The 19,066-nt window shown below is 63.3% G+C and carries 19 protein-coding genes and 1 other annotated feature; of the genes, 5 read left to right on the forward strand and 14 right to left on the reverse strand.

The genetic code is table 11. The annotated features are described in order from the left end of the window. Positions 1 to 6: 6 nt before the first annotated feature. The 5 genes from ABIB57_RS22565 to ABIB57_RS22585 form a co-directional block, all read right to left on the reverse strand. Positions 7 to 1,263, reverse strand: a complete 1,257-nt coding sequence (locus tag ABIB57_RS22565) for an efflux RND transporter periplasmic adaptor subunit (RefSeq protein ID WP_354043491.1) — start codon at positions 1,261 to 1,263, stop codon at positions 7 to 9. Positions 1,264 to 1,396: 133 nt separating this feature from the next. After that, on the reverse strand, positions 1,397 to 2,485 hold the full coding sequence (locus ABIB57_RS22570) for an ABC transporter ATP-binding protein (protein WP_354043492.1): 1,089 nt from the start codon (positions 2,483 to 2,485) through the stop codon (positions 1,397 to 1,399). Continuing rightward, complete coding sequence (locus ABIB57_RS22575) at positions 2,482 to 4,017, reverse strand: ABC transporter permease (protein ID WP_354043493.1); 1,536 nt, start codon at positions 4,015 to 4,017, stop codon at positions 2,482 to 2,484. Before ABIB57_RS22575 ends, ABIB57_RS22570 begins: the two co-directional genes overlap by 4 nt. A 105-nt stretch (positions 4,018 to 4,122) precedes the next feature. Beyond that, a complete protein-coding gene (locus ABIB57_RS22580; protein WP_354043494.1) occupies positions 4,123 to 5,136 on the reverse strand; it encodes an iron ABC transporter substrate-binding protein in 1,014 nt (337 codons plus the stop codon). Positions 5,137 to 5,266: 130 nt separating this feature from the next. Then, the gene (locus tag ABIB57_RS22585; protein ID WP_502914455.1) at positions 5,267 to 6,730 is read right to left on the reverse strand and encodes a SulP family inorganic anion transporter; all 1,464 of its coding nucleotides are present in this window, start codon (positions 6,728 to 6,730) and stop codon (positions 5,267 to 5,269) included. Positions 6,731 to 6,781: 51 nt separating this feature from the next. After that, positions 6,782 to 6,837, reverse strand: a sequence feature (sul1 is cis-regulatory element that is thought to sense ions involved in sulfur or methionine metabolism; They are found in Alphaproteobacteria). 154 nt (positions 6,838 to 6,991) lie between these two features. On the opposite strand from ABIB57_RS22585, the gene ABIB57_RS22590 reads away from it, so the two are divergent. The 3 genes from ABIB57_RS22590 to ABIB57_RS22600 all read left to right on the forward strand — a co-directional run bounded on the left by ABIB57_RS22590 (position 6,992) and on the right by ABIB57_RS22600 (position 9,433). Then, positions 6,992 to 8,443: a sensor histidine kinase gene (locus ABIB57_RS22590; protein ID WP_354043495.1), complete on the forward strand. Its 1,452-nt coding sequence runs from the start codon at positions 6,992 to 6,994 to the stop codon at positions 8,441 to 8,443. Next, the gene (locus ABIB57_RS22595; protein WP_354043496.1) at positions 8,440 to 9,129 is read left to right on the forward strand and encodes a response regulator transcription factor; all 690 of its coding nucleotides are present in this window, start codon (positions 8,440 to 8,442) and stop codon (positions 9,127 to 9,129) included. Before ABIB57_RS22590 ends, ABIB57_RS22595 begins: the two co-directional genes overlap by 4 nt. Before the next feature lie 109 nt (positions 9,130 to 9,238). Beyond that, on the forward strand, positions 9,239 to 9,433 hold the full coding sequence (locus ABIB57_RS22600) for a hypothetical protein (protein WP_354043497.1): 195 nt from the start codon (positions 9,239 to 9,241) through the stop codon (positions 9,431 to 9,433). Here ABIB57_RS22600 and ABIB57_RS22605 read toward each other — a convergent pair. From ABIB57_RS22605 to ABIB57_RS22640, 8 genes are all read right to left on the reverse strand, one after another. Further along, positions 9,430 to 10,284 (reverse strand): ABC transporter ATP-binding protein, encoded by an 855-nt coding sequence (locus tag ABIB57_RS22605; protein ID WP_354043498.1) that lies wholly within the window; start codon positions 10,282 to 10,284, stop codon positions 9,430 to 9,432. The two genes, ABIB57_RS22600 and ABIB57_RS22605, sit on opposite strands and share 4 nt — an antisense overlap. Further along, positions 10,281 to 11,303: an ABC transporter substrate-binding protein gene (locus ABIB57_RS22610; RefSeq protein WP_354043499.1), complete on the reverse strand. Its 1,023-nt coding sequence runs from the start codon at positions 11,301 to 11,303 to the stop codon at positions 10,281 to 10,283. Before ABIB57_RS22610 ends, ABIB57_RS22605 begins: the two co-directional genes overlap by 4 nt. A gap of 41 nt (positions 11,304 to 11,344) precedes the next feature. Next, positions 11,345 to 12,085: an ABC transporter permease gene (locus tag ABIB57_RS22615; RefSeq protein WP_354043500.1), complete on the reverse strand. Its 741-nt coding sequence runs from the start codon at positions 12,083 to 12,085 to the stop codon at positions 11,345 to 11,347. A 79-nt stretch (positions 12,086 to 12,164) separates the two neighbouring features. Further along, positions 12,165 to 13,232, reverse strand: a complete 1,068-nt coding sequence (locus tag ABIB57_RS22620; protein ID WP_354043501.1) for a LysR family transcriptional regulator — start codon at positions 13,230 to 13,232, stop codon at positions 12,165 to 12,167. Positions 13,233 to 13,242: 10 nt separating this feature from the next. Next, a complete protein-coding gene (locus ABIB57_RS22625) occupies positions 13,243 to 14,055 on the reverse strand; it encodes a lanthanide ABC transporter permease protein PedC (protein ID WP_354043502.1) in 813 nt (270 codons plus the stop codon). After that, positions 14,046 to 15,215 (reverse strand): type 1 periplasmic-binding domain-containing protein, encoded by a 1,170-nt coding sequence (locus tag ABIB57_RS22630; RefSeq protein ID WP_354043503.1) that lies wholly within the window; start codon positions 15,213 to 15,215, stop codon positions 14,046 to 14,048. The genes ABIB57_RS22625 and ABIB57_RS22630 overlap by 10 nt, the downstream gene beginning before the upstream one ends. Next, a complete protein-coding gene (locus tag ABIB57_RS22635) occupies positions 15,208 to 16,188 on the reverse strand; it encodes a PQQ-dependent catabolism-associated beta-propeller protein (RefSeq protein ID WP_354043504.1) in 981 nt (326 codons plus the stop codon). The genes ABIB57_RS22630 and ABIB57_RS22635 overlap by 8 nt, the downstream gene beginning before the upstream one ends. A gap of 10 nt (positions 16,189 to 16,198) precedes the next feature. Further along, the gene (locus ABIB57_RS22640; protein WP_354043505.1) at positions 16,199 to 16,624 is read right to left on the reverse strand and encodes a cupredoxin domain-containing protein; all 426 of its coding nucleotides are present in this window, start codon (positions 16,622 to 16,624) and stop codon (positions 16,199 to 16,201) included. 158 nt (positions 16,625 to 16,782) lie between these two features. On the opposite strand from ABIB57_RS22640, the gene ABIB57_RS22645 reads away from it, so the two are divergent. Then, positions 16,783 to 17,574, forward strand: coding sequence for an ABC transporter ATP-binding protein (locus ABIB57_RS22645; RefSeq protein WP_354043506.1), 792 nt, complete (start codon positions 16,783 to 16,785; stop codon positions 17,572 to 17,574). Between the two features lie 152 nt (positions 17,575 to 17,726). Here ABIB57_RS22645 and ABIB57_RS22650 read toward each other — a convergent pair whose 3' ends face one another. Beyond that, a complete protein-coding gene (locus ABIB57_RS22650; RefSeq protein WP_354043507.1) occupies positions 17,727 to 18,227 on the reverse strand; it encodes a thermonuclease family protein in 501 nt (166 codons plus the stop codon). An 80-nt stretch (positions 18,228 to 18,307) separates the two neighbouring features. On the opposite strand from ABIB57_RS22650, the gene ABIB57_RS22655 reads away from it, so the two are divergent. After that, complete coding sequence (locus ABIB57_RS22655) at positions 18,308 to 19,066, forward strand: pentapeptide repeat-containing protein (RefSeq protein WP_354043508.1); 759 nt, start codon at positions 18,308 to 18,310, stop codon at positions 19,064 to 19,066.

A 19,066-nucleotide genomic window follows, 5' to 3' on the forward strand; every position in this document is an offset into this window, starting at 1 on the left:
CGCGGCCTAACTGTTGGGCTTGGCGGGAGCGGCGGCGGCTTCAACCGGCGCCTCGCGCCCCGGCCCGTCGAGCAGGGTGACGGCGGTGCCCTCGCTCAATTGCAGCACGCCCTCGGAAATGATGGCATCGCCGGGCTTGATGTCGCCGCGCACCAGCACGCCATCGCTATTGCGCTGCACGATCTCGGCCATGACTTTGTGGGCCTTGCCGTCCACATAGGCCCACACATAGGAGCCGTCGGCCGACCACTGGATCGACAGCGGATTGACGGCTGGGAACTGCTCCCCGGCAAATTGCAGCGCGATGGTGAAGGACATGCCGGGGCGCACCGCATTGTCCTCGTTGGGAATGCGGGCCTGGATCTGCAGGGTGCGGCTTTCCGGATCGATGCGGTTATCGACCGCGCTGACCACGCCAGCGAACGAGCGGCCAGGCAGGGCGATAGCCGAGGCGGTCACCGGCATGCCGACAACGACGGTCGTCGCATAGCGCTCGGGCACCCAGAAGGTGATGAGGATGGAGGAAGAATCCTCGATGGTGGTGACGGCGGTTTGCGCCGAAAGGTAATTGCCCGGCGTGACCTGCATCAGGCCGGCGGTGCCAGCGATGGGGCTGGTGATGGTGCGTTTCTGCAGCGCGACTTGCGCATTGCGCAGCTCGAGCCGCGCATTGTCGGCGGCGAGCTGGATGGTGGCGAGGGCCGAGTTGGCGACCACGTTGGATTGGGCGAGGCCCAGGTTCCGGGTCAGCGTGGCCTGGGCATCCGTATCGGCCAGGGTGGCCTTGTCGAAGGCGATCTGTTCGCTTTCGGCGTCGAGCCGACCGATGATCTGGCCGGCGGTGACGTGATCGCCCGGCTCGACCAGCAGCTCTTCCAACGTGCCGCCGGCGGGCGCCGCGACCGTGACCGAGCGCACGGCATTGCCCTGGCCGATGGCCGAGAGGCTATCGTTGATGGTGGCCATCACGACGGGGCTGGTGACGACAGAGGACGTGCGGGCACGGCCGCCAAATCCGCCACGGGCACCCTGCCCGCCTGGACGGGCGCCAGGCTGCGCGCCCGGTTGCTGGCCTGGAGCGCCCGGCGTCGCCCCTTGTGGCGCAACACTGGCGACCTGCGTATCGGCGCCTTGTGCCGGCGCCGAAATCGGCAGGGTGATGCCCATGCTGGCGAGCGTCTGCTCGGCGCCGGGGACAAACAGCACCCAGCCGGCAACGGCCAGCACCAGGATAACCAGACAGATCAGCAATTGACGGATCAACGCGGGGAAATCCTTATACCAATGGACATTGCGGCGCGCCGGGAGGGGGCCGCGACGCAATCATGCCTCAAGCGCCGGGCGCTGAACATTTAATTTGCGGTAACGTTAGGTCTCGCGGCGAACTTCGGCGTGATCAGGCCAGAATATGAGCCGTGCCAACGATTTGAATACCCACGGTCGCGCCGATCTCCAGCGGGGCCAGGCTGGGCGTTTCGATGGTGAAAATGCTCGAGGTCTCGAGCGCCAGGCTCGGAAAGCGCAGGCCAGCGCTGCTGGCGGGGAGATGCTCGATCAGCAGCCGCCACGTCGAGCCCCGGAAGGTACGCCCGACAATGCGGCCCAGGCTGGTGGTGGATGAGGGATCGGTCTGGCTGGCGGAGGTCAGCTCCAACTGCTCGGGGCGCAGCATGATGGTCGCGCTACCGCGACTGCTGAGCGTATCGGTGGGGACGCTGCCCAGAATGGTGTGAGCGAAGCCATCCTCGAGGCGGGCCTGCAGGATGATGGCATCCCCCAGGAAGCGCGCGGTCTGTGCGTCCTTGGGCCGCAGGTAGAGATCCTGGGGCGGGCCGGCCTGAACCACGACGCCGTCGCGCAGCACCGCCAGATGATCGGCGAAGGACAGCGCCTCGGCCTGGTCGTGGGTGACGAGGATTGTGGTGATGCCGGCGGTGCTGAGCACGTCGCCGACCATGTCGCGCATGGCTTCGCGGAGGCCCGCGTCTAGCGCCGAAAAGGGCTCATCCAGCAGCATCAGCTTGGGCTGGCGCGCCATGGCGCGAGCGAGGGCGACACGCTGCTGCTGACCGCCGGACAGCTGATGCGGACGGCGATCATGCATCGAGGGGGCAAGGCCCACCTGCTGCATCAGTTCGGCAATGCGGGCGTGGCGGTCGGGACTGTTGCGGGCAATGCCGAAGCCGATATTGGCGGCCAGGGTCAGATGCGGAAACAGCGCGCCTTCCTGGGCCACATAGCCGATGCCCCGGCGATGGGCGGGAACCGACATGGTGCCTTGGGCGAGCAGCGTATCGCCAAGCGCGATGCTGCCCTGGTCGGGGGATTCAAAGCCGGCGATCAGCCGCAACAGCGTGGTCTTGCCGGAGCCCGACGGACCTACGATGGCGGTGCGGCTGCCGGCGGGCACGGTGAGATTGAGGCCAATCACCGCCGCGGACTTGCCGTAGCGCTTGGTGACATTGTCCAGTTTGAGGAAACTCATGGCTTGGATTCTCGATCGGATTCCAGCCGGAGCAGCAGGACTAGCGGCAGGGACAGCACCACCATCAGCACCGCATAGGGCGCGGCGGCGGCAAAGTTGAGTTCGCTGGTATAGGACCAGAAGCGCATCGCCAAGGTTCTTGTGCCATTGGGCGCCAGCATCAGCGTGCCGGTCAGCTCATTGGCAATGCCGAGGGCCACGAGCGCCGCGCTGGCGGCAGCGCCGGGGGCCGCCAGGCGCAGGGTGGTTTTCCAGATGGCCACCAGCGGCGGCTTGCCGAGGCTGACGGCCGCTCGTTCCAGCTCGATAGGCGCCTGGGCGATGCTGGCGCGGAGGCCGACAAGCGCACGCGGCAGGAACATCAGGAGATAAGCGAGCAGCAGCGTCGCCATGGTCTGGTACAGCGGCAGGGCGACGCGGACGGTGATGGTGACGAGCGCCAGCGCGACGATGACGCCGGGCAGCGCGCCGACATAATAGTGGCAGGCTTCCAGCAACCTCTGCACGCGGCTGGGCGCGCGGATGGATAGCCAGGCGATGGGGAGCGCCGCGAGCGTAGTGATCAGTGCGCCGCCTAATGAAAGGCACGCGGTCTGCCACAATGCGGGTCCGATGCCATCGAGCCGCCAGACATCGGCGCCGCCGCTGATCAGCCAGCGCGCCAGGGTGAAAATGGGCACGCCGACGGCCAGCAGGGTCAGCGCGGCTGGCAGCAAGGCGGCAAGCCATGTGAGCGCGCCGAGACGCCATTTTGGCGCATGGCGCGCGGCACCGGAGCCAACGCGTGCATAGCGTTCGTCGCCGCGCGCAAAGACCTCGAGCCGCAACAGGACGAGGCACAGCAGCACCAGCACGCCACCGAGCAGATTGGCGGCCGGGCCGTTATAGACCGCCTGGAACTGGTCGACGATGGCGGTGGCGAAGGTATCGAAGCGCATCAGCACGAACAGGCCATATTCGGCCAGCAGATGTAGCCCGATCAGCAGCGCGCCGCCGCAAATGGCGAGGCGCAGTTGCGGCAGGATGACGGTGATGAAGATGGCAATGGGCGTATGGCCGAGCGAAGCGGCTGTCTCTTCCAGGGTCGGATCGAGCCGGCGCAATTGCGCGGCGATTGGCAGGTAGAGAAATGGAAAATAGGCCAGGGTGGACACCATCACCGCGCCGGGCAGCCCGTGCAACGTCGGCACGACGCTGGCCCACGCATAGCTGTGCACGAAGGCGGGGATGGCAAGCGGGGCCACCATCAGCCACGACCAGAGGCGCGCGAAGGGCAGATTGGTACGCTCGATCAACCAGGCGAGACTCACCGTCAGAGCGATGGAGATCGGCAGGGTCAGGGCGACCAGGATCAGCGTGTTGAATAGCAGTTCGGCGACCTTGGGCCGCAGCACCAGATCACGGACCGTATCCCAGCCGCTGGCAATGGCGATCCACACGATGAAGCCGAGCGGGATCAGGCTCAGCAGCGAGATGATGATGGCGGGGATGATCATCGGCAGATGGAGCGGCGCGTGCCGCTTCGTCTCCATCGTCTGCGCCGGTGATACTGCCAGGCTCAATGCCCCGCCTTTCAAAGACAGTGCCGCCGGGGGCCAAAACCACCGGCGGCGTAGAAACGTAAATTTCAGCCCGGCTTACAGCAAACCGGCCGCCGTCATCAACTCGGAGGCCTTGATATTGTCAAGCTGGGTGGGGTCGACATGGGGTGCGTCGAGATCGGCGAGCGGGGTCAGCGCGGCGTTGGACGCGGCATCGACACCGACGGCGTATTCGAACGAAGTGCCATCGCGCAGCACGGCCTGCCCGGCAGCACCGGTGACGAACTTGAGGAACTTCAGCGCATCTTCCTTATGCTTGCTGGAGGCCAACACGCCGCCGCCCGAGATCGAGACGAACGCGCCCGGGTCCTGGTGCTTGAAGTAGTGCAGCGCGACATTGGCGCTGCTTTCCTTGGTGCCGGCCTGATCGCCGAACCAGTAGTAATGATAGATCAGCGCGCCTTCGACTTCGCCATTATTGGCGGCCGCCATGGCGGCGCGGTTACCGCGCACGACGACAGTATTTTCCTTCATGCCCTTGAGCCAGGCGACGGTGGCTTCTTCGCCCTTGAGCGCATAATAGGCCGCGACGATGGCCTGGAAGTCAGCGCCCGACGGGGAGGAAGCCCAACGGCCCTTCCAGGCGGGATCGGCTAGCTCATCCATGGTCTTGGGCAGGGTGTCTTCGGTCAGCTTGCGCGTGTCATAGGCGAACACGGTGGAGCGGGCGGCGATGCCGGTCCAATGGCCGTTTTGCGGGCGATACTGGGCCGGGACCTGGTCGGTGATATCGGCCGGCAGCGGCTCGAACAGGCCGGCATTGTCGACCAGCACCATGGCGGGCGAATTTTCGGTGAGGAACACGTCAGCAGGCGAATTGGCGCCTTCCTGAATCAGCTGGTTGCCGACCTCGAGGTCGCTGCCCTGGCGGATAGTGACCGCAATGCCGGTTTGCTTGGTGAACGCATCGGCCCATTCCTGCGCCAGCGATTCATGCTGGGCATTGTAGACGGTGATGCCGGCATCCTGCGCGAAAGCCGAAACGGAGAGGGCGGCGAACGCCACGCCAACGGCCAGACGCTTGGCCAGTGCTGAGAATGTTGTTTTCAAAATTGCCTCCTGAGGCGCCCCGACGCAGGACGTTTGGGCAGGTATAAAATCATGATCCATCAAGTCAACTTATATCATCAGAACGTGAACCGGAAAATCATGTTTGACGTCGCAGAGTTTGGGCGACAAATCAGGGGGCGATCTTGTCGTGGGTGGCGAAGCGTTCGACCATGGTGGCGCTGGCGGCGTTGAGGCCGGTCACTTCCATGGTCTTGCCGCGGGCGCGACCCTTGAGCACGACGCGATCCAGTGCGCCGACTGCGGAAATATCCCAGAAATGGGCGGCGCCGACATCGATGACGATGCGCTCGACCGGCTCGATCAGGTCCACGGCTTCGGCGAAGGTGGCAGCCGAGGCGAAGAAGACCTGGCCCTCTACCGCATAAGTTCGCGTCAGGCCATCGGGAGACAGGGTGGATGTGACCCGGCTCAGCCGCGACACTTTGCCCGCAAAGAAAACCCCGGATAGCAACACACCGACCAGCACGCCCTTGGCGAGATCGGAGGTGACCACGACGGTGGCGACAGTCGCCAGCATGACGATGGAGGACTGCCACGGATTGACGCGCAGCTTGATCACCGACTGCCAGGAGAAGGTGTTGATCGACACCATGATCATCACCGCAGTCAGCGCGGCGACCGGCACGATGGCCAGCAGGCCTTGCAGCGATACAAGCAGGATCAGCAGGAACACCCCAGCCACCAGACTCGACAGTCGACCACGGCCGCCCGAGGTGACGTTGATGATCGACTGGCCGATCATGGCGCAGCCACCCATGCCGCCGAACACGGCCGAAGCCATATTGGCCACCCCCTGCCCCATGCTCTCGCGGTTCTTGTTGCTGGGCGTATCGGTCAGATCGTCCACGATCTGAGCCGTCAGCAGCGATTCGAGCAGGCCGACCGCCGCCAGGGTCAGCGATACGGGCAGAAGAATTTGTAGCGTTTCCAGGGTCCACGGCACATCCGGCAGGCCGAGACTGGGCAAGGTCGAGGGCAATTCGCCAAGATCGGCGACGGTGCGCACGTCGAAATGGAAGGCGAACGCAACCACGGTCAACACGGCGATGGCAACCAGTGGCGACGGGACGACCTTGGTAAAGCGCGGCAAAATGTAGATGATGGCCAGCCCAGCAGCGATCAGCCCGTAAGTCGCGGGTGGCACATTGAGCAATTGCGGTAACTGCGCGAGGAAAATCAGGATCGCCAGTGCATTGACGAAGCCCGTCATCACCGATTGCGACACGAACCGCATCAACCGGCCCAGCTTGAGCAGGCCGGCGATGATCTGGATGACCCCCATCAGGATGGTGGCGGCAAACAGATACTGAATGCCGTGGTCGCGCACGAGGCCCGTCATCAGCACGGCGGTCGATGCCGTTGCGGCCGAAATCATCGCCGGACGGCCGCCGGTAAAGGCGATGACGCAGGCAATGACCACGGAGGCATAGAGGCCGACCTTGGGATCGACACCGGCGATCACCGAAAAACCGATGGCTTCGGGAATGAGAGCCAGCGCAACGACGATGCCGGACAGCACATCGGCACGAATATTGCCGAACCAGTCGCGCCGGATGGAGGACATGTTGATCATGATGGAGAGAATTCCGCAGAGACCCGTCGCGCATTGGCAGTTCGGGCGATGCGTTGTCCGGCGGATTGGCGGCCGGAAGAGCCACCCGGAATTGCACCGGGTCCGAGGCGAATAAGTGTGTCTACCGTTCAACCCATTCGGGTGCAAGCTATCCAGCATGCTGGATGACAAGCGCCCATCCGCGGACTAGGTTGGCGCCAGCTAAACGGCTTCAAGCATTCAAGGAATGGGCATGTCAGAGCGAGCGACCGCGCAGTGGGCATGACGCTTCGCCAGCGCTCGCTGGTCCTGATGACTTTGCTGCTGCTCTGGCTGGTCTATTTCATCGGACTGGGGGTGATCGCCTTTGGGCAGGCGGGCCAAACGGTGCAGCGCATCGATAGCGTGCATCAGCGGCTGGAAAGCCTGATCGAGGTCGAAGGGCTGGCCGACGGTTATGCGGGCAAGGTGGCCGAGGTCCTGCTGTTCGGGCGCGCGGCAATGCCCGCCCTTCAGACGGCGCGGCTGGGGCTGGAGCGGGCTTTCGCGAAACTGGCCCAGATCACCCGCGACCAGGTGTCCTCGCTGGCTGGAATGGAGGCGATGGAGGACCAACTTTCGGAGGTCGAAGACACCAGGCGCATGCTGGAGCTTTATCACGCCATCGACCTGTCCGCCGCACGGGCCCTGGTGTCGCAGCGCGACGGCGGGGGTGCCGAGGCGTTAGCCTTGTTTCAACGCGACGTGCAGTTTCGCATCGACAATGAATTCGCGGCGCTGGTGCAAGGGGGCATGCAGGGTGAGCGCAATGAACTCGCCGCACTACTGGCGAATGCGGAACGAACACGCAGCATTTTGCTGTGGGTGGCATTGGTCAGCGCAGCGCTGGCGGTGGGCTCGGTGGGGTTTGGCGTAGCGTGGCTGCAAGGGGCCAGAGCGCGGCAATTGCGTTCCGCCCAGGCCTACGAGCAGCTCCAGACTGAGATGGAGGGACGCACGCGGCAGCTCCAGCAGGCCAATGAGCGGCTGCGCGACCTCGATCGGCGGCGCGCGCAATTTTTGGCCGACGTCAGCCATGAATTGCGCACGCCCCTGACAATCCTGCGCGGCGAGGCCGATGTGGCGCTGCGGGTAAAAGCCGATCCGGCGGATCAGCGCCAATCGCTCGAGCGCATCCAGGGACAGGCGGCCGAGCTGGGGCAATTGCTCGATGACCTGATCAGCTTCGCCCGCTCGGACGCCGAACCGCAGGAACTGGTGCTCGCCGAAACCCGGCTGGAGGACGTGATCGCCGCCGCCGCGCAGGAAGGGGAAACTCTGGCCGAGCCGCGCGAGGTTGCGATCCAACTCAAGCTTGCCGACACTGCCGCCCATATCGCGGCGGATTTCCGCCGGCTCAAGCAGGCGTTCATCATCGGCATCGACAACGCGATCAAGCATTCGCCGCCAGGGGAGAGCGTCTCTATCGTCTCCGGCCTCGATGGCGATCAGGTCCTGGTCCGCATCGTCGATCACGGCCCCGGCCTTGCGGAGGGGGATGCAGAGCAGGTGTTCGACCGATTTTACCGCGGCCGCAATGGCGGCGATCCGATCAGCGGGGGGCTGGGGATTGGCCTCTCCATCGCCAAGGATATTGTCGAGCGGCATGGCGGAAGCATCACCATCGGCAATGGAGCGGAGATCGGCGCGGTGCTGACCATCAGCCTGCCGCTGCTCGGGGCCACCAAACCATGAAAATCCTCGTCATCGAAGACGACCGCCGGATTGGTGGGTTTCTGGAGCGTGGGCTGGTGGCCGAGGGCTATCAGGTCACGCTGGAGCCGGACGGGCGCGATGGGCTCGACCGGCTGCGCAATGACGCCTTCGACCTGGTGATTCTCGACCGCATGCTGCCCTATATCGACGGGCTGGAAATCTGCCGGCTGATCCGCGAGGAGCGGTTTCCGGTGCTGATCCTGATGCTGACCGCCAAGGATAGCCTGCAGGACAAGATCGATGGCCTCAAGGGCGGCGCCGACGATTACCTGACCAAGCCGTTCGCCTTCGATGAACTGCTGGCGCGCATCATCGCCATGCGTCGCCGCGGGCCGGGCCAGGACGAGCGCAGCCTGTTGCGCGTTGGTACGCTAACGCTGGATTCGGAGTCGCGGCGGGTCACGCGCAATGGCGATCCGATCAGCCTGACGGTGCGCGAATTCGAGCTGCTGCGCTATCTGATGATCAATGCCGACCGCGTGGTCAGCCGCGAACGGCTGCTCAACGGGGTGTGGGAATATGGCTTCGATCCCGGTACCAAAATCGTCGATGTCTATGTGCGCTACCTGCGCCAGAAGATCGACAGTGCCGAAGGACCGTCGCTGATCCAGACCGTGCGCGGCATCGGCTACATGATCTCGGCGACGCCCGCCGCCGCAACCTAAATTTTCTATCCAAATTCTAACCAAGCGCTCAACGCCATCTAATGCGACGAGCCTAATCTGCCTGCTAACGCGGCCTCTCTGGGCGGCGCTTCCACGCAGGAGACGTGCAGTGACGGACGAATGGGCACCGATCAAAACCAAGCGCTTCGAAGGCGAGAGCTTGGATGCCTATCGGCGCCGTGCCGACAAGGTTGCCGAGATCATGAATGGGTTCCGCATGGGCCGCTATGACCGCGATCTGGGCGAAGTCATGGAGCGCAAGCTGACCGAGTTGCTGACCCCGGCGCTGGAACACAGCTATTAGGCGCCAGGCTGTGTCGGCGCATAGAAGTCCGACGACGGGTCGTTGAGCACGAGATCTTTGATTGCCGCCCATAAATAGCTGCGCAACTCGATAAAGCGCGGCGTGGCCCGGATGTCGTATTGCCAGCGCGGATGAGGCAGATCGACCTCGATTTCCTCGATCACCCGGCCCGGCCGGGGGCTCATCAGCACTACGCGATCGGCCAGCATGATGGCCTCGTCGACGCTATGCGTGACGAACAAGACAGTGGCGCGATGCTGCGCCCACAGCTTCATCAGCTCCACCTGCATCAGCTCGCGCGTCTGCGCGTCGATGCTGGCGAAGGGTTCGTCCATCAACAGTATTTCCGGCTCGCTGGCGAACGCGCGCGCCAAGGCCACGCGCTGCTTCATGCCGCCCGAAAGTTCGCCCGGATAGGACTGGGCGAAGCGTTGCAGCCCCACCAGCGCGATATAGCGCGAGGCCCGTTCGGCACGCTCATGCTTGTTGAGCCCGGTTGCGGTCAGGGCGAATTCGACATTGGCCTGCACGGTGGCCCAGGGAATGAGCCGGAAGGCCTGGAACACGAAGCCCATTTCGGGGCCAGGTCGTGGGGCTTGGCCAGAGACCCGCACGCTGCCGCTATCGGGCGGCACGAGGCCATCGACCAGCCGCAGGACCGTCGTCTTGCCACAGCCCGATGGCCCCAGAATCGAGACAAAATGGCCCTCGGGAACGCTCAGATCGAGATGCTGCAGCGCCATGGTGGGCGTGCCCGAATTGCGTCGCTCAAAGGCCTTGGACACGCCCGACAGAACGATCTTGGCGGAGGCGGCAGCCGCCGCCTCGCCGGAGGAATTCCCAGCTGTCATGGAGCATCCATGCTGGCATCGGTGCCCAGGGTCTTGAGGACATCGCCGACGAGGGTCAGATCGGCCCAGCTCGAGATTTCGACGGGCTTAAGGTCCTTGAAATCCTCGGTCTGGTAGAGCCAGTCGGTGGAATATTGCAGTTCCTTGGCACTCATGCCGCCATTGACGCTCCAGCTTTTGGCGAAGGAGGCGGCCAGCGTTTCGAGATCGGCGCGGCTGACATTGGGCTGGAACGGGGCGATGGCATCGACCCACTTGCTGGGGTCCTTGGCGAAATCGCGCGAGATCTTGACCAAAGCCGTGATCACCTTGACCACGTCGTCATGGCGCTCCTCGAGCGCTCTCTGGCTGACGATGTTGACCTTGTTGATCACCGGGGCGGCCGCGTAATAATCATCCTGCGAGACCAGGATATGCAGGCCCGTCTTGTCGGGCAAGGACTGCCAGACGCCAATCGACACCGTGGTCGCGTCAATCTGGCCGGCGGCCAGCGCCTGAATGCGGATATCGGGCTGGCCGATGGCGACGAAGTCGACCTTGGCGAGGTCAACGCCATCGGCGGTCAGCACACGGCTCGACAGCGAATGATCCAGGCTCCCCGGACGGCCGATGCCGAAGCTTTTGCCGGCCAGGTCGGCGGTGCTGGTGATGCTGTCCTTGGCGGCGATCAGGTAGGGCAGCGATTTGTTGGGCGACACCACCGCCTTGAGATCGGTGGTACCGGTGGCGACGAGCTGGATCAGCGCATCGAGCCCGATATTGGCCATCTCGCCTTCACCCGACTGGATGGCGGCGATGGCCGATGGAGTCTGCTGCACGCGCACCAGTTCCACATCGACGCCTTCGCGCTTGAAATAGCCAAGCTCGACGGCCAGGTCCATCACCGAATTGGGCACCAGCGGCGGCTCCAGATGGGTGACGATCAGGCGAAACGGATCGGCGTGAGCGGCAAGGCTCATCCCGGCTAGCAGCAGCGCGGCGGCCGCGGTGCGGAACAGGGCCTTGGTTGGGTTGTGCATGTTCGTTTCCTCCATTGCCCATTGGGGCTTATGCGTAAAATTCAGTCGCTGGTCTTCCAGCGCACCAGGCGTTTTTCGAGATGGCGCAGGCCTTCGGAGACCACGACGCCGATAATGGCGAGCACGATCACGATGACGAAATACTCGGCCATGCGGAACGTGTTGCCGTAGATGGCGAGGAGCCCGCCGAGGCCGCGCACGGCGGTATAAAGTTCGGCCACCACGGTATTGATCAACGCGATTGTGGCGCCTAGCCGCAGGCCGACAATGATGAACGGCACGGCGCTGGGCAGCACGATGCGAGCGAAAATCTGCATCCTGCCGGCGCGCACCGAGCGGGCCATTTCGATCAATTCCTGATCGACCGCCAGCACCCCGGCGTAGGTATTGATGAGGACCGGCATCACCGCGCCGAGGAAGACGATGAAAATCTTGGCGGGAAAACCGAGGCCCAGGAACACGATAATCAGCGGAATGAAGGCAACGCGCGGCATGGCGGCCAGCGCATAGACATAGATTTCGAGCGTTTTGCCGACCGGCAGGAACACGCCCATCACGAGGCCCACCGGGATGGCCACCAGAATGCCCAGCGCATAGCCGCCGGAAAAGGTGATCAGGCTATCGCCCAGCGCGACGATCAGCTTGCCATCGGCCAGCAGTTTTTGCGCTGCAAGCAGCGTTGCCCAGGGGCTGGGAATGAAATTGGCCCTGACGTTGAGCGAAATCACCCACCACAGGACAATCAGGAAAATGAGAAAAAGAAACCGGTAAAGCGCAATCATGTCAGGGCGAGTTGAACCGCGAAAAAGCCATCGCGTCCATCAATACCTTGCCAAGGATTTGTCTATCGGTGTCAGGCGTTTAGAGTTCGGCGAACGGCTCACGGTCGAGAAACGGTGGTGTCGGCAGAATGGTCGGCGGCGTCAGCGCGGCGCCGGTGGCCTGTAGCGCATCCAAAAGGCTCGCATAGGGTTGGACGTGGCGATATTGCGAGGGGACCAGAGCCACGATATCGCGCCGTCCGGCATTGACGCGATAAAGCCGCACGCCCTCGGGCGCGTTTATCCCAGCCACAGTGGACAGAGCCGGCGCGAGGCATACGCCCAGCCCTGCGCGCACCAGTCCCACCGCCACCTCGAAACTGCGGCATTGGGCGACGGTACGCGGTTGGGGCAGCGCCTTGGCGTACCAATCCTCGACCCGCTTGGCATGCTGCGTGCCGAAGGTGAACTGGATCGAGCGGTTGAGCAGTTCGAATTGGGCAGGCGCCAGATCGCGTTCTGGATTTTTGACCGCGCCGAGATCGAGCGCTTCGGGCACCACCAGCACGTAGGGGTCCTCGAAGAGTGGCACCTGCACGAAGCCGACGCCGGCCTGCGCCACGGAATTGGCTGCCAAGAGGCCAATGGTGATGCGCCGGGCATAGAGTAATTCGAGGATATCGGCAGGGGCGCTTTCCTGGATGTCGAAATCGGTCTGCGGATATTGCTGGTGCATGTGCCCAACGGCGTCGGGCAGCACGGTGCGCAGCACGGAATTGATCCCGGCGAGACGCAAGGTGACGCGCTTGCCTTCGCTGAAATGGACCAGCCCGTCGTCGAGTTCGCGCATGCTGCGCAAGATGTTTTCGGCCTTGGGCAGCAGGTAATTTCCGGCCTCGGTCAGCACCAGTTCGTTGGAGCGGCGATGGAACAGGCGGGCACCGACCGTGGCCTCCAATTTGGATAATTGCTGGGACAGCGAAGGCTGGGCCAGGCCCAATTGCTTGGCCGCCTTGGTCAAGGTGTCGGAACGGGCGATGGCCCAGAAGATGCGCAACTGATGCAGCGTGATTTCAGCCTTGGTCTGGCCTGGCCGATCCCAGAGCAAGGTTTCCACGCTGCGTTCCGCGTGGGGATCGATAGCAATCAGGCCGTTGTCGTCGTCCATGGCCGTCCGATCAGTTGCGCTTGAGCGTCTTGATGGCGCCTGCCTGCGGATCATAGCCATGCGCGGCCAATCCGAAAGCCACGAGGCCACATCCCGCTACTGCGGCCAGCGAAATCCAGTTCATCTCGCCATAGGCGGCGTAGCGGATCAACTCCACTGCGTGGGTAAACGGATTGGCCAGCGACAGGTAATACACCACATCGGCGCCCGCCTCGCGCAGCTTCCACAGAGGATAGAGCGCCGAGGACAGGAAGAACATGGGGAACACGACGAAGTTCATCATGCCGGCAAAGTTCTCGATCTGCGGGGTATAGACCGAAACCAGCAGCCCAATGGAGCCGAGCATGAGCCCGGCGCAGACCACCGCGGGGACAGCGTAAAGCGTGCCCCAGCCGGGGAATTGATAGCCGAAAATGCGGGCCAGCAGGAGAAAGGCAAAGACTTGCAGCAGCGACAGGATGGTAGCCCCGGCGATCTTGGCGAACAGCAGGTAGCTGCGCGGCAAGGGCGAAACCAGCATCACCCGCATCACGCCCGCCTCGCGGTCATAGACCATAGAGAGCGCCGACTGCATGCACTGGAACAGGATCACAATGCCCATCAGCCCCGGCAGGATATATTCCTGATAGGGCGTATAGGTCTTGTAGGGCTGCACGATGGAGACGCCCAGCAGGTCATGCAGGCCGGTGGCGAACACCAGCAGCCACAGCGATGGCCGCACGATCGCGGAGAGCAGCCGCTCGGTCTGGCGCAGGAATTTGGCGATCTCGCGCCAGGTTACGGCGTAAAGCCCCAACCACAGATGACCCAGGGTCAAAGGCATTTCTGCTCCGGCTCGTCGGTGCCCAGGGTATCCAGAGTATTGGTCTCGTGCAGGAACCCGTCGAGCGGGGCTTCGGCGATGACGGCATTATGGGTCGCAAGCACGATGGGCATCCGCATCTGGCCGTCCCAAGGCCGGAAATTGAGCTGCACGCCCTTGGAGCCATCCATGCGCAGCCGCGGGCCGCGGATATATTCGGCGATCTTCGCGTAGTCGTCCGAGCGGGCCTTGGCATAGGCGGTGACGATGGACTTGGCGGCAATCCAGGTCGCCCAATCCTGCCCCGTCATGCGGCGGCCCTTGGTCAATTCCTCGAACCGCACGGTGACCTGGGTCGAGCCGTCGCGATCCCATGACCATTGCCACTCGCTCGCCGCCAGCCCGGTCGAGCCGATGACCAGACGCGGCAATTGCGTGTCGTAAGGAAGATAGCGCGAAAACTCGCCCTGATTGTCGGCGACATAGACCACGTCATAGTCGGCATTGCCGGTGATCAGTTGCGAATTGTTGGATTCGCGATTGGCTGGGTCGGTGGCGAGGGTGAAAGTGCGGGTGTCGACGACGTTCAGGCGCAGCCGATCGGCGGAAGCACGGAAGGCGTCGGCCATGGCCGTGTCGCGTTCGAGCGGGCCGACCAGCATCAGCACCTTGGTCCAGTTGCGGGTGCGCAAATATTGCACCATCGCATCGGCGTTCATCCGGTCCGACGCCGCAGTGTGGAGCAGGTTGGGAAGGCAGAGGCTGCGCAGGCGATCTTCGGGCGCCGTGGCGTTGATCAGCGTGACGGGCAGGTCCTTAGTGGCCGTCGCGACTTGCTCGACCAGCTCAGCCGGCAGGTCGAGGATAATGAAATGCTCGCCCGCCGTGAGCATGGCCTGCACCTTGGCGGTGAGGCTCGCCGCATCGGCTGCTTCCTGATGGTCGAGTGCCACGGTCTGGCCAACTGCATCGGAAACCACCTTGAGGTCCTCGACACCCATGGTGGCCCCATCGATCGGATTGCCGCCGGGAGCGATTTCGATGCGGGTATAAACGATGTCCGGATGGTAGCGCGGATCGTCCTGCAGGCCGAGATAGCCGATTGTGACCGGCCCTTCGGCAAGCGCGACGCCGCCGAGCATGCAGAAAACCAGCATGCTGGTAGCCAATGGCCTAATCATCGATCATCACCGAGTGCGGAACGCGGCCGACGGGGATCGAAATCTCCGGCTTCATCGAGGCCATGTCGATGATGGTGATGTCGTCGGAGAGGCCATTGGCCACATAGGCCTTGGTCTCGTCTCTCGACAGATCAACCGACCAGGCCCGCTTGCCCACCAGAACATATTGCAGCACGTCATGGCTCTTGGCATCGATGATGGCGACATGGTTGGCGCGGCCGAGGCTGAGGAGAACCTTGGAGCCATCCTTGGTGATGGCCATGCCCACCGGCGTCACGTCTTCCTCGCGAAAGCCCGGCGGCACGAAGATCAGGCTGTCGCCCTTGATCTCGTTGGTCGCCGTATCGATGATGTAAATTTCGCTGGATAGCTCGCAACTCACCCAGAGTTCGGAGCCATCGGGGGTCAGGATGAAGCGGCGCGGCCGTGTGCCGACGAGGATGTTCTTGGTCACGGCGCCGGTAGCGGTATCGACCACATGCACCATGTCGGCGACCTCGGAGGTCACGTAGGCGGTCTTGCCATCGGCGCTGACGATCACGCCTTCGGGCTCGGCGCCAGTCGGAATGTCCTGCACCGACAGGCGGCTTTCCATGTCGATGACTTCGAGGCGGGAATCCTCTTCGTTGGACACCAGGATCTGCTTTTCGTCGGGCGAGAAGGCGAACACTTCGGGGCTCGGGCCCGTCGGAATATGATCGACCACTTCGAGCGTCGCCACGTCGATGACATCGATCACGTCATCGTCGCCGCAGGCAACGTAAAGCAGGCTCTTGTCGGCGTTGAAGTGCATGTCGCGCGGACGACGCGAGGTTTCGATCCGCTTGACGATGTTGTGGTCCTGGTCAAGCACCACGACCTCGTTGCCCTTTTCGGTCGACACGAAAATCATGCCGGTGCCTGCGGCCCAGGCCGGGAGCGCAGAAATGGCGGTGGCAAAAGCCGCGGCCGCCAGTATTGCCAGACGCTTCATCTCAGTCCCCTCACTTGACGATGAACGTGCCGGTCAGGCCACGGGTTTCGTAGCCGGGGACATAGATCTTGTATTCGCCCGGCCGTACCGGAACGAAGGAGATGTTGAAGGTGCCAGCGTCATCGAACTCGACGCTGTAGAGATCGGCCGCCTTCACTTCGAGATCGTTGACCACGATCTGGTTTATCCAGGAATTGCGCCACAGCTCGGGCGCCACCACGGCGATTTCCTCGCCGCCATCGCTGGTGATGTCGATCCGGTAATACTTGCCGGTTTCGAGTTGCCATTCGTTCTGCGAGAAGGTCAGGTTTTCGGTATCGATGCTGAGCGTCAGGTCGGTGCCATTGGCGGCCAGGTTGCCTTCGGCGACGGCCGGCTGGGCGAAAATGCCCATGGCGACGAAAAGAACGGACGCAGTCTTAAACAATGATTTCACGATTAAATCCCCCAGGTGCCTATGGCAATTATTGATTATGCCTATCGGCACCTTCTGCATGAGCACCATTTCAAGCAACCTTGCGCAGGCAATATTGAGTATAGGGATCGCCTATGTCCGCCGATGGTAGCCAAAGGCTAGTGAACTGGAATGGACATATGCGCAGCGCAACAGGCATGACGGCTCCAGTGTCCGAACCGGTTATCGCCTTCGTCGACGTCACCAAGTCGTATGGGGACATCAAGGCCCTCAACGCCATCGACTTTGCCATCGGGCCGGGCGAGATCGTCGGGCTGCTGGGGCCCAACGGGGCCGGCAAGTCCACCCTGTTCCAGATTGCCGCCGGCCTGTTCGCGCCTGATGCTGGCACGGTCTCGGTATTCGGGCTCGACTACAAGGCCAACGCGTCGCGCATCCTGGCCGATCTGGGCGTGGTGTTTCAGGCGCGCTCGGTCGATCTCGATATGTCGGTGAAGGCCAATCTGGTGTTTCACGGCCGCCTGTTCGGATTTTCCGGCAAGGACCTGGCCGAGCGTATTGCCCATGTCACCGAACTGCTGGAAATCGCCGACCTGCTGAAGCGGCAGGTCCGCACCCTGTCGGGTGGCAACCAGCGTCGCGTCGAGATCGCCCGCGCTTTGCTCAACCGGCCCAAATTGCTGTTGCTCGATGAGCCCTCGGTGGGGCTCGATGCGGTGACGCGGCGCAACATGATCGCGCATATGCAGAAGGTACGCGACCAGAGCGGCACCTCGATCCTGTGGGCAACCCATCTGGTGGAGGAGGTCGAGCAGGCTGATCGGATCATCCTGATCAACAAGGGCGATGTGCTGGAGAACGCCACACCCGCCGAGCTGATGGCACGGGCGGGCGTGAACAGTTTGACCGACGCCTATATCGCGCTGTCGCGCCTGGCGCCGGGGGCTGTGGTGCCTGGAATGCAGGGCTGAGCTTGGGCCTTCTTCACCTCTCCTTTGGGAGAGAGGTCGACCCTCTTGGGTCGGGTGTGGGGGGGCCTTTACTGGGTGAGGTGCCTGAGGAAGGCCCCCTCACCCGGCGCTGCGCGCCGACCTCTCCCCCAAGGGAGAGGTGAAGAACGCCCCTACCGAAACCCACCGGGATTGCGCTTGCGCCAGGCCCAGGGCGTATCGAACTTGGCGCCCGGCTGCCACAGGCCGACGGCGGCGGTGCGGGCCTCCTCTTCGACTGCGGAGTAATCGTCGGCCTGTTCGACAAAGGCCATGGCCATGCCGCTGCGGATCAATTCGGCGCCGACATCCTTGTCGCCGATCTTGCAGACGCCGTAGCGGCGGTGGAACGGATCGGGTTCACCAGACAGAGTGCAGCTCGCCTCGCCAGTCGACAGGATGCCGGTCAGCGTGTTCCTCGCCTCGTCCCAGCAGCCCCACTTCTTGGTGCCGACAGTGCAGAACTGGCTGCGTTCGGGCGCGTCGACGCCATAGAGGATGACCCGTTGCGTGCCCACCATGATGATATCGGCATCGATGGCGCGAGCCGGGCCGGTCACCACATCGGCGTCCTGCGCCATCGCCGGCGCTGCCAGCAGCATCAGGCATAAGAGCCAGGCAGATTTGCGAACCATCACTTCCTCCAATGTTGTTGTTTACGACACCGCGCGCTGCTCCGGCCTATAATGGGATCGCAAAAGCCAGGAGAACGACGGTGAAACGTGTTGCCGCGATATTGATTGCTGCCCTTGCGGTGCTGCCGGGCGCGGCTCTTGCCGACCCCGTCGAAGACCTGCTCAGCGGCGCCCGCAAGGAATGCAAGGGGTGCGATCTGACCAATGCGCGGTTCAAAAAGGCCAACCTGTCCGGCGTCGATTTCACCGGCGCCACCCTGACCGGGGCGACGTTTCACCGAGCGATCCTCAAAGGGGCGATCTTCGACGGCGCCAAGGCAGATAGCGCCAATTTCAACCTGGCCGACCTGAGCGGGGCCAGCTTTATCGGCGCCGATGTGCATTTTGGGCTGTTCTACGAGGCGCAGTTGTCGGGCGCCAAATTCGACAATGCCAACTTGAGCGGCACCAGAATGCAGCATGCGCGCATGACCGGCGCCAGCCTCATGGGCGCGACGCTCGACGATGCGGTGCTCAAGGAAGCGCGGGTCAACAATGCCGACCTGACCGGGGCGTCGCTGCTGCGCACCAATTTCGAGCAAGCCAGCATCGGCCGCTCCAAATTCGTCGATACGCGGATCGACAACGCGCGTTTCATCAAGGTCAACGGCGCGGGCGTCAGCTTTGCGGGCTCCACCATAACGCTGACCGACTATTTCGACGCCGATATCCGCAATGCCGATTTTGCTGGCGCAACGGTTGCGGGCTCCCGCTTCACGCAGGCCAAGGTTGGCAACGAGGCGTTTGCCGGCGCCACCATGATGCACAATTTCATGCAGGACGGGCAGCAGCAGCAATAG

The organism is Devosia sp. UYZn731, assembly GCF_040546795.1.
GTDB lineage: Bacteria > Pseudomonadota > Alphaproteobacteria > Rhizobiales > Devosiaceae > Devosia.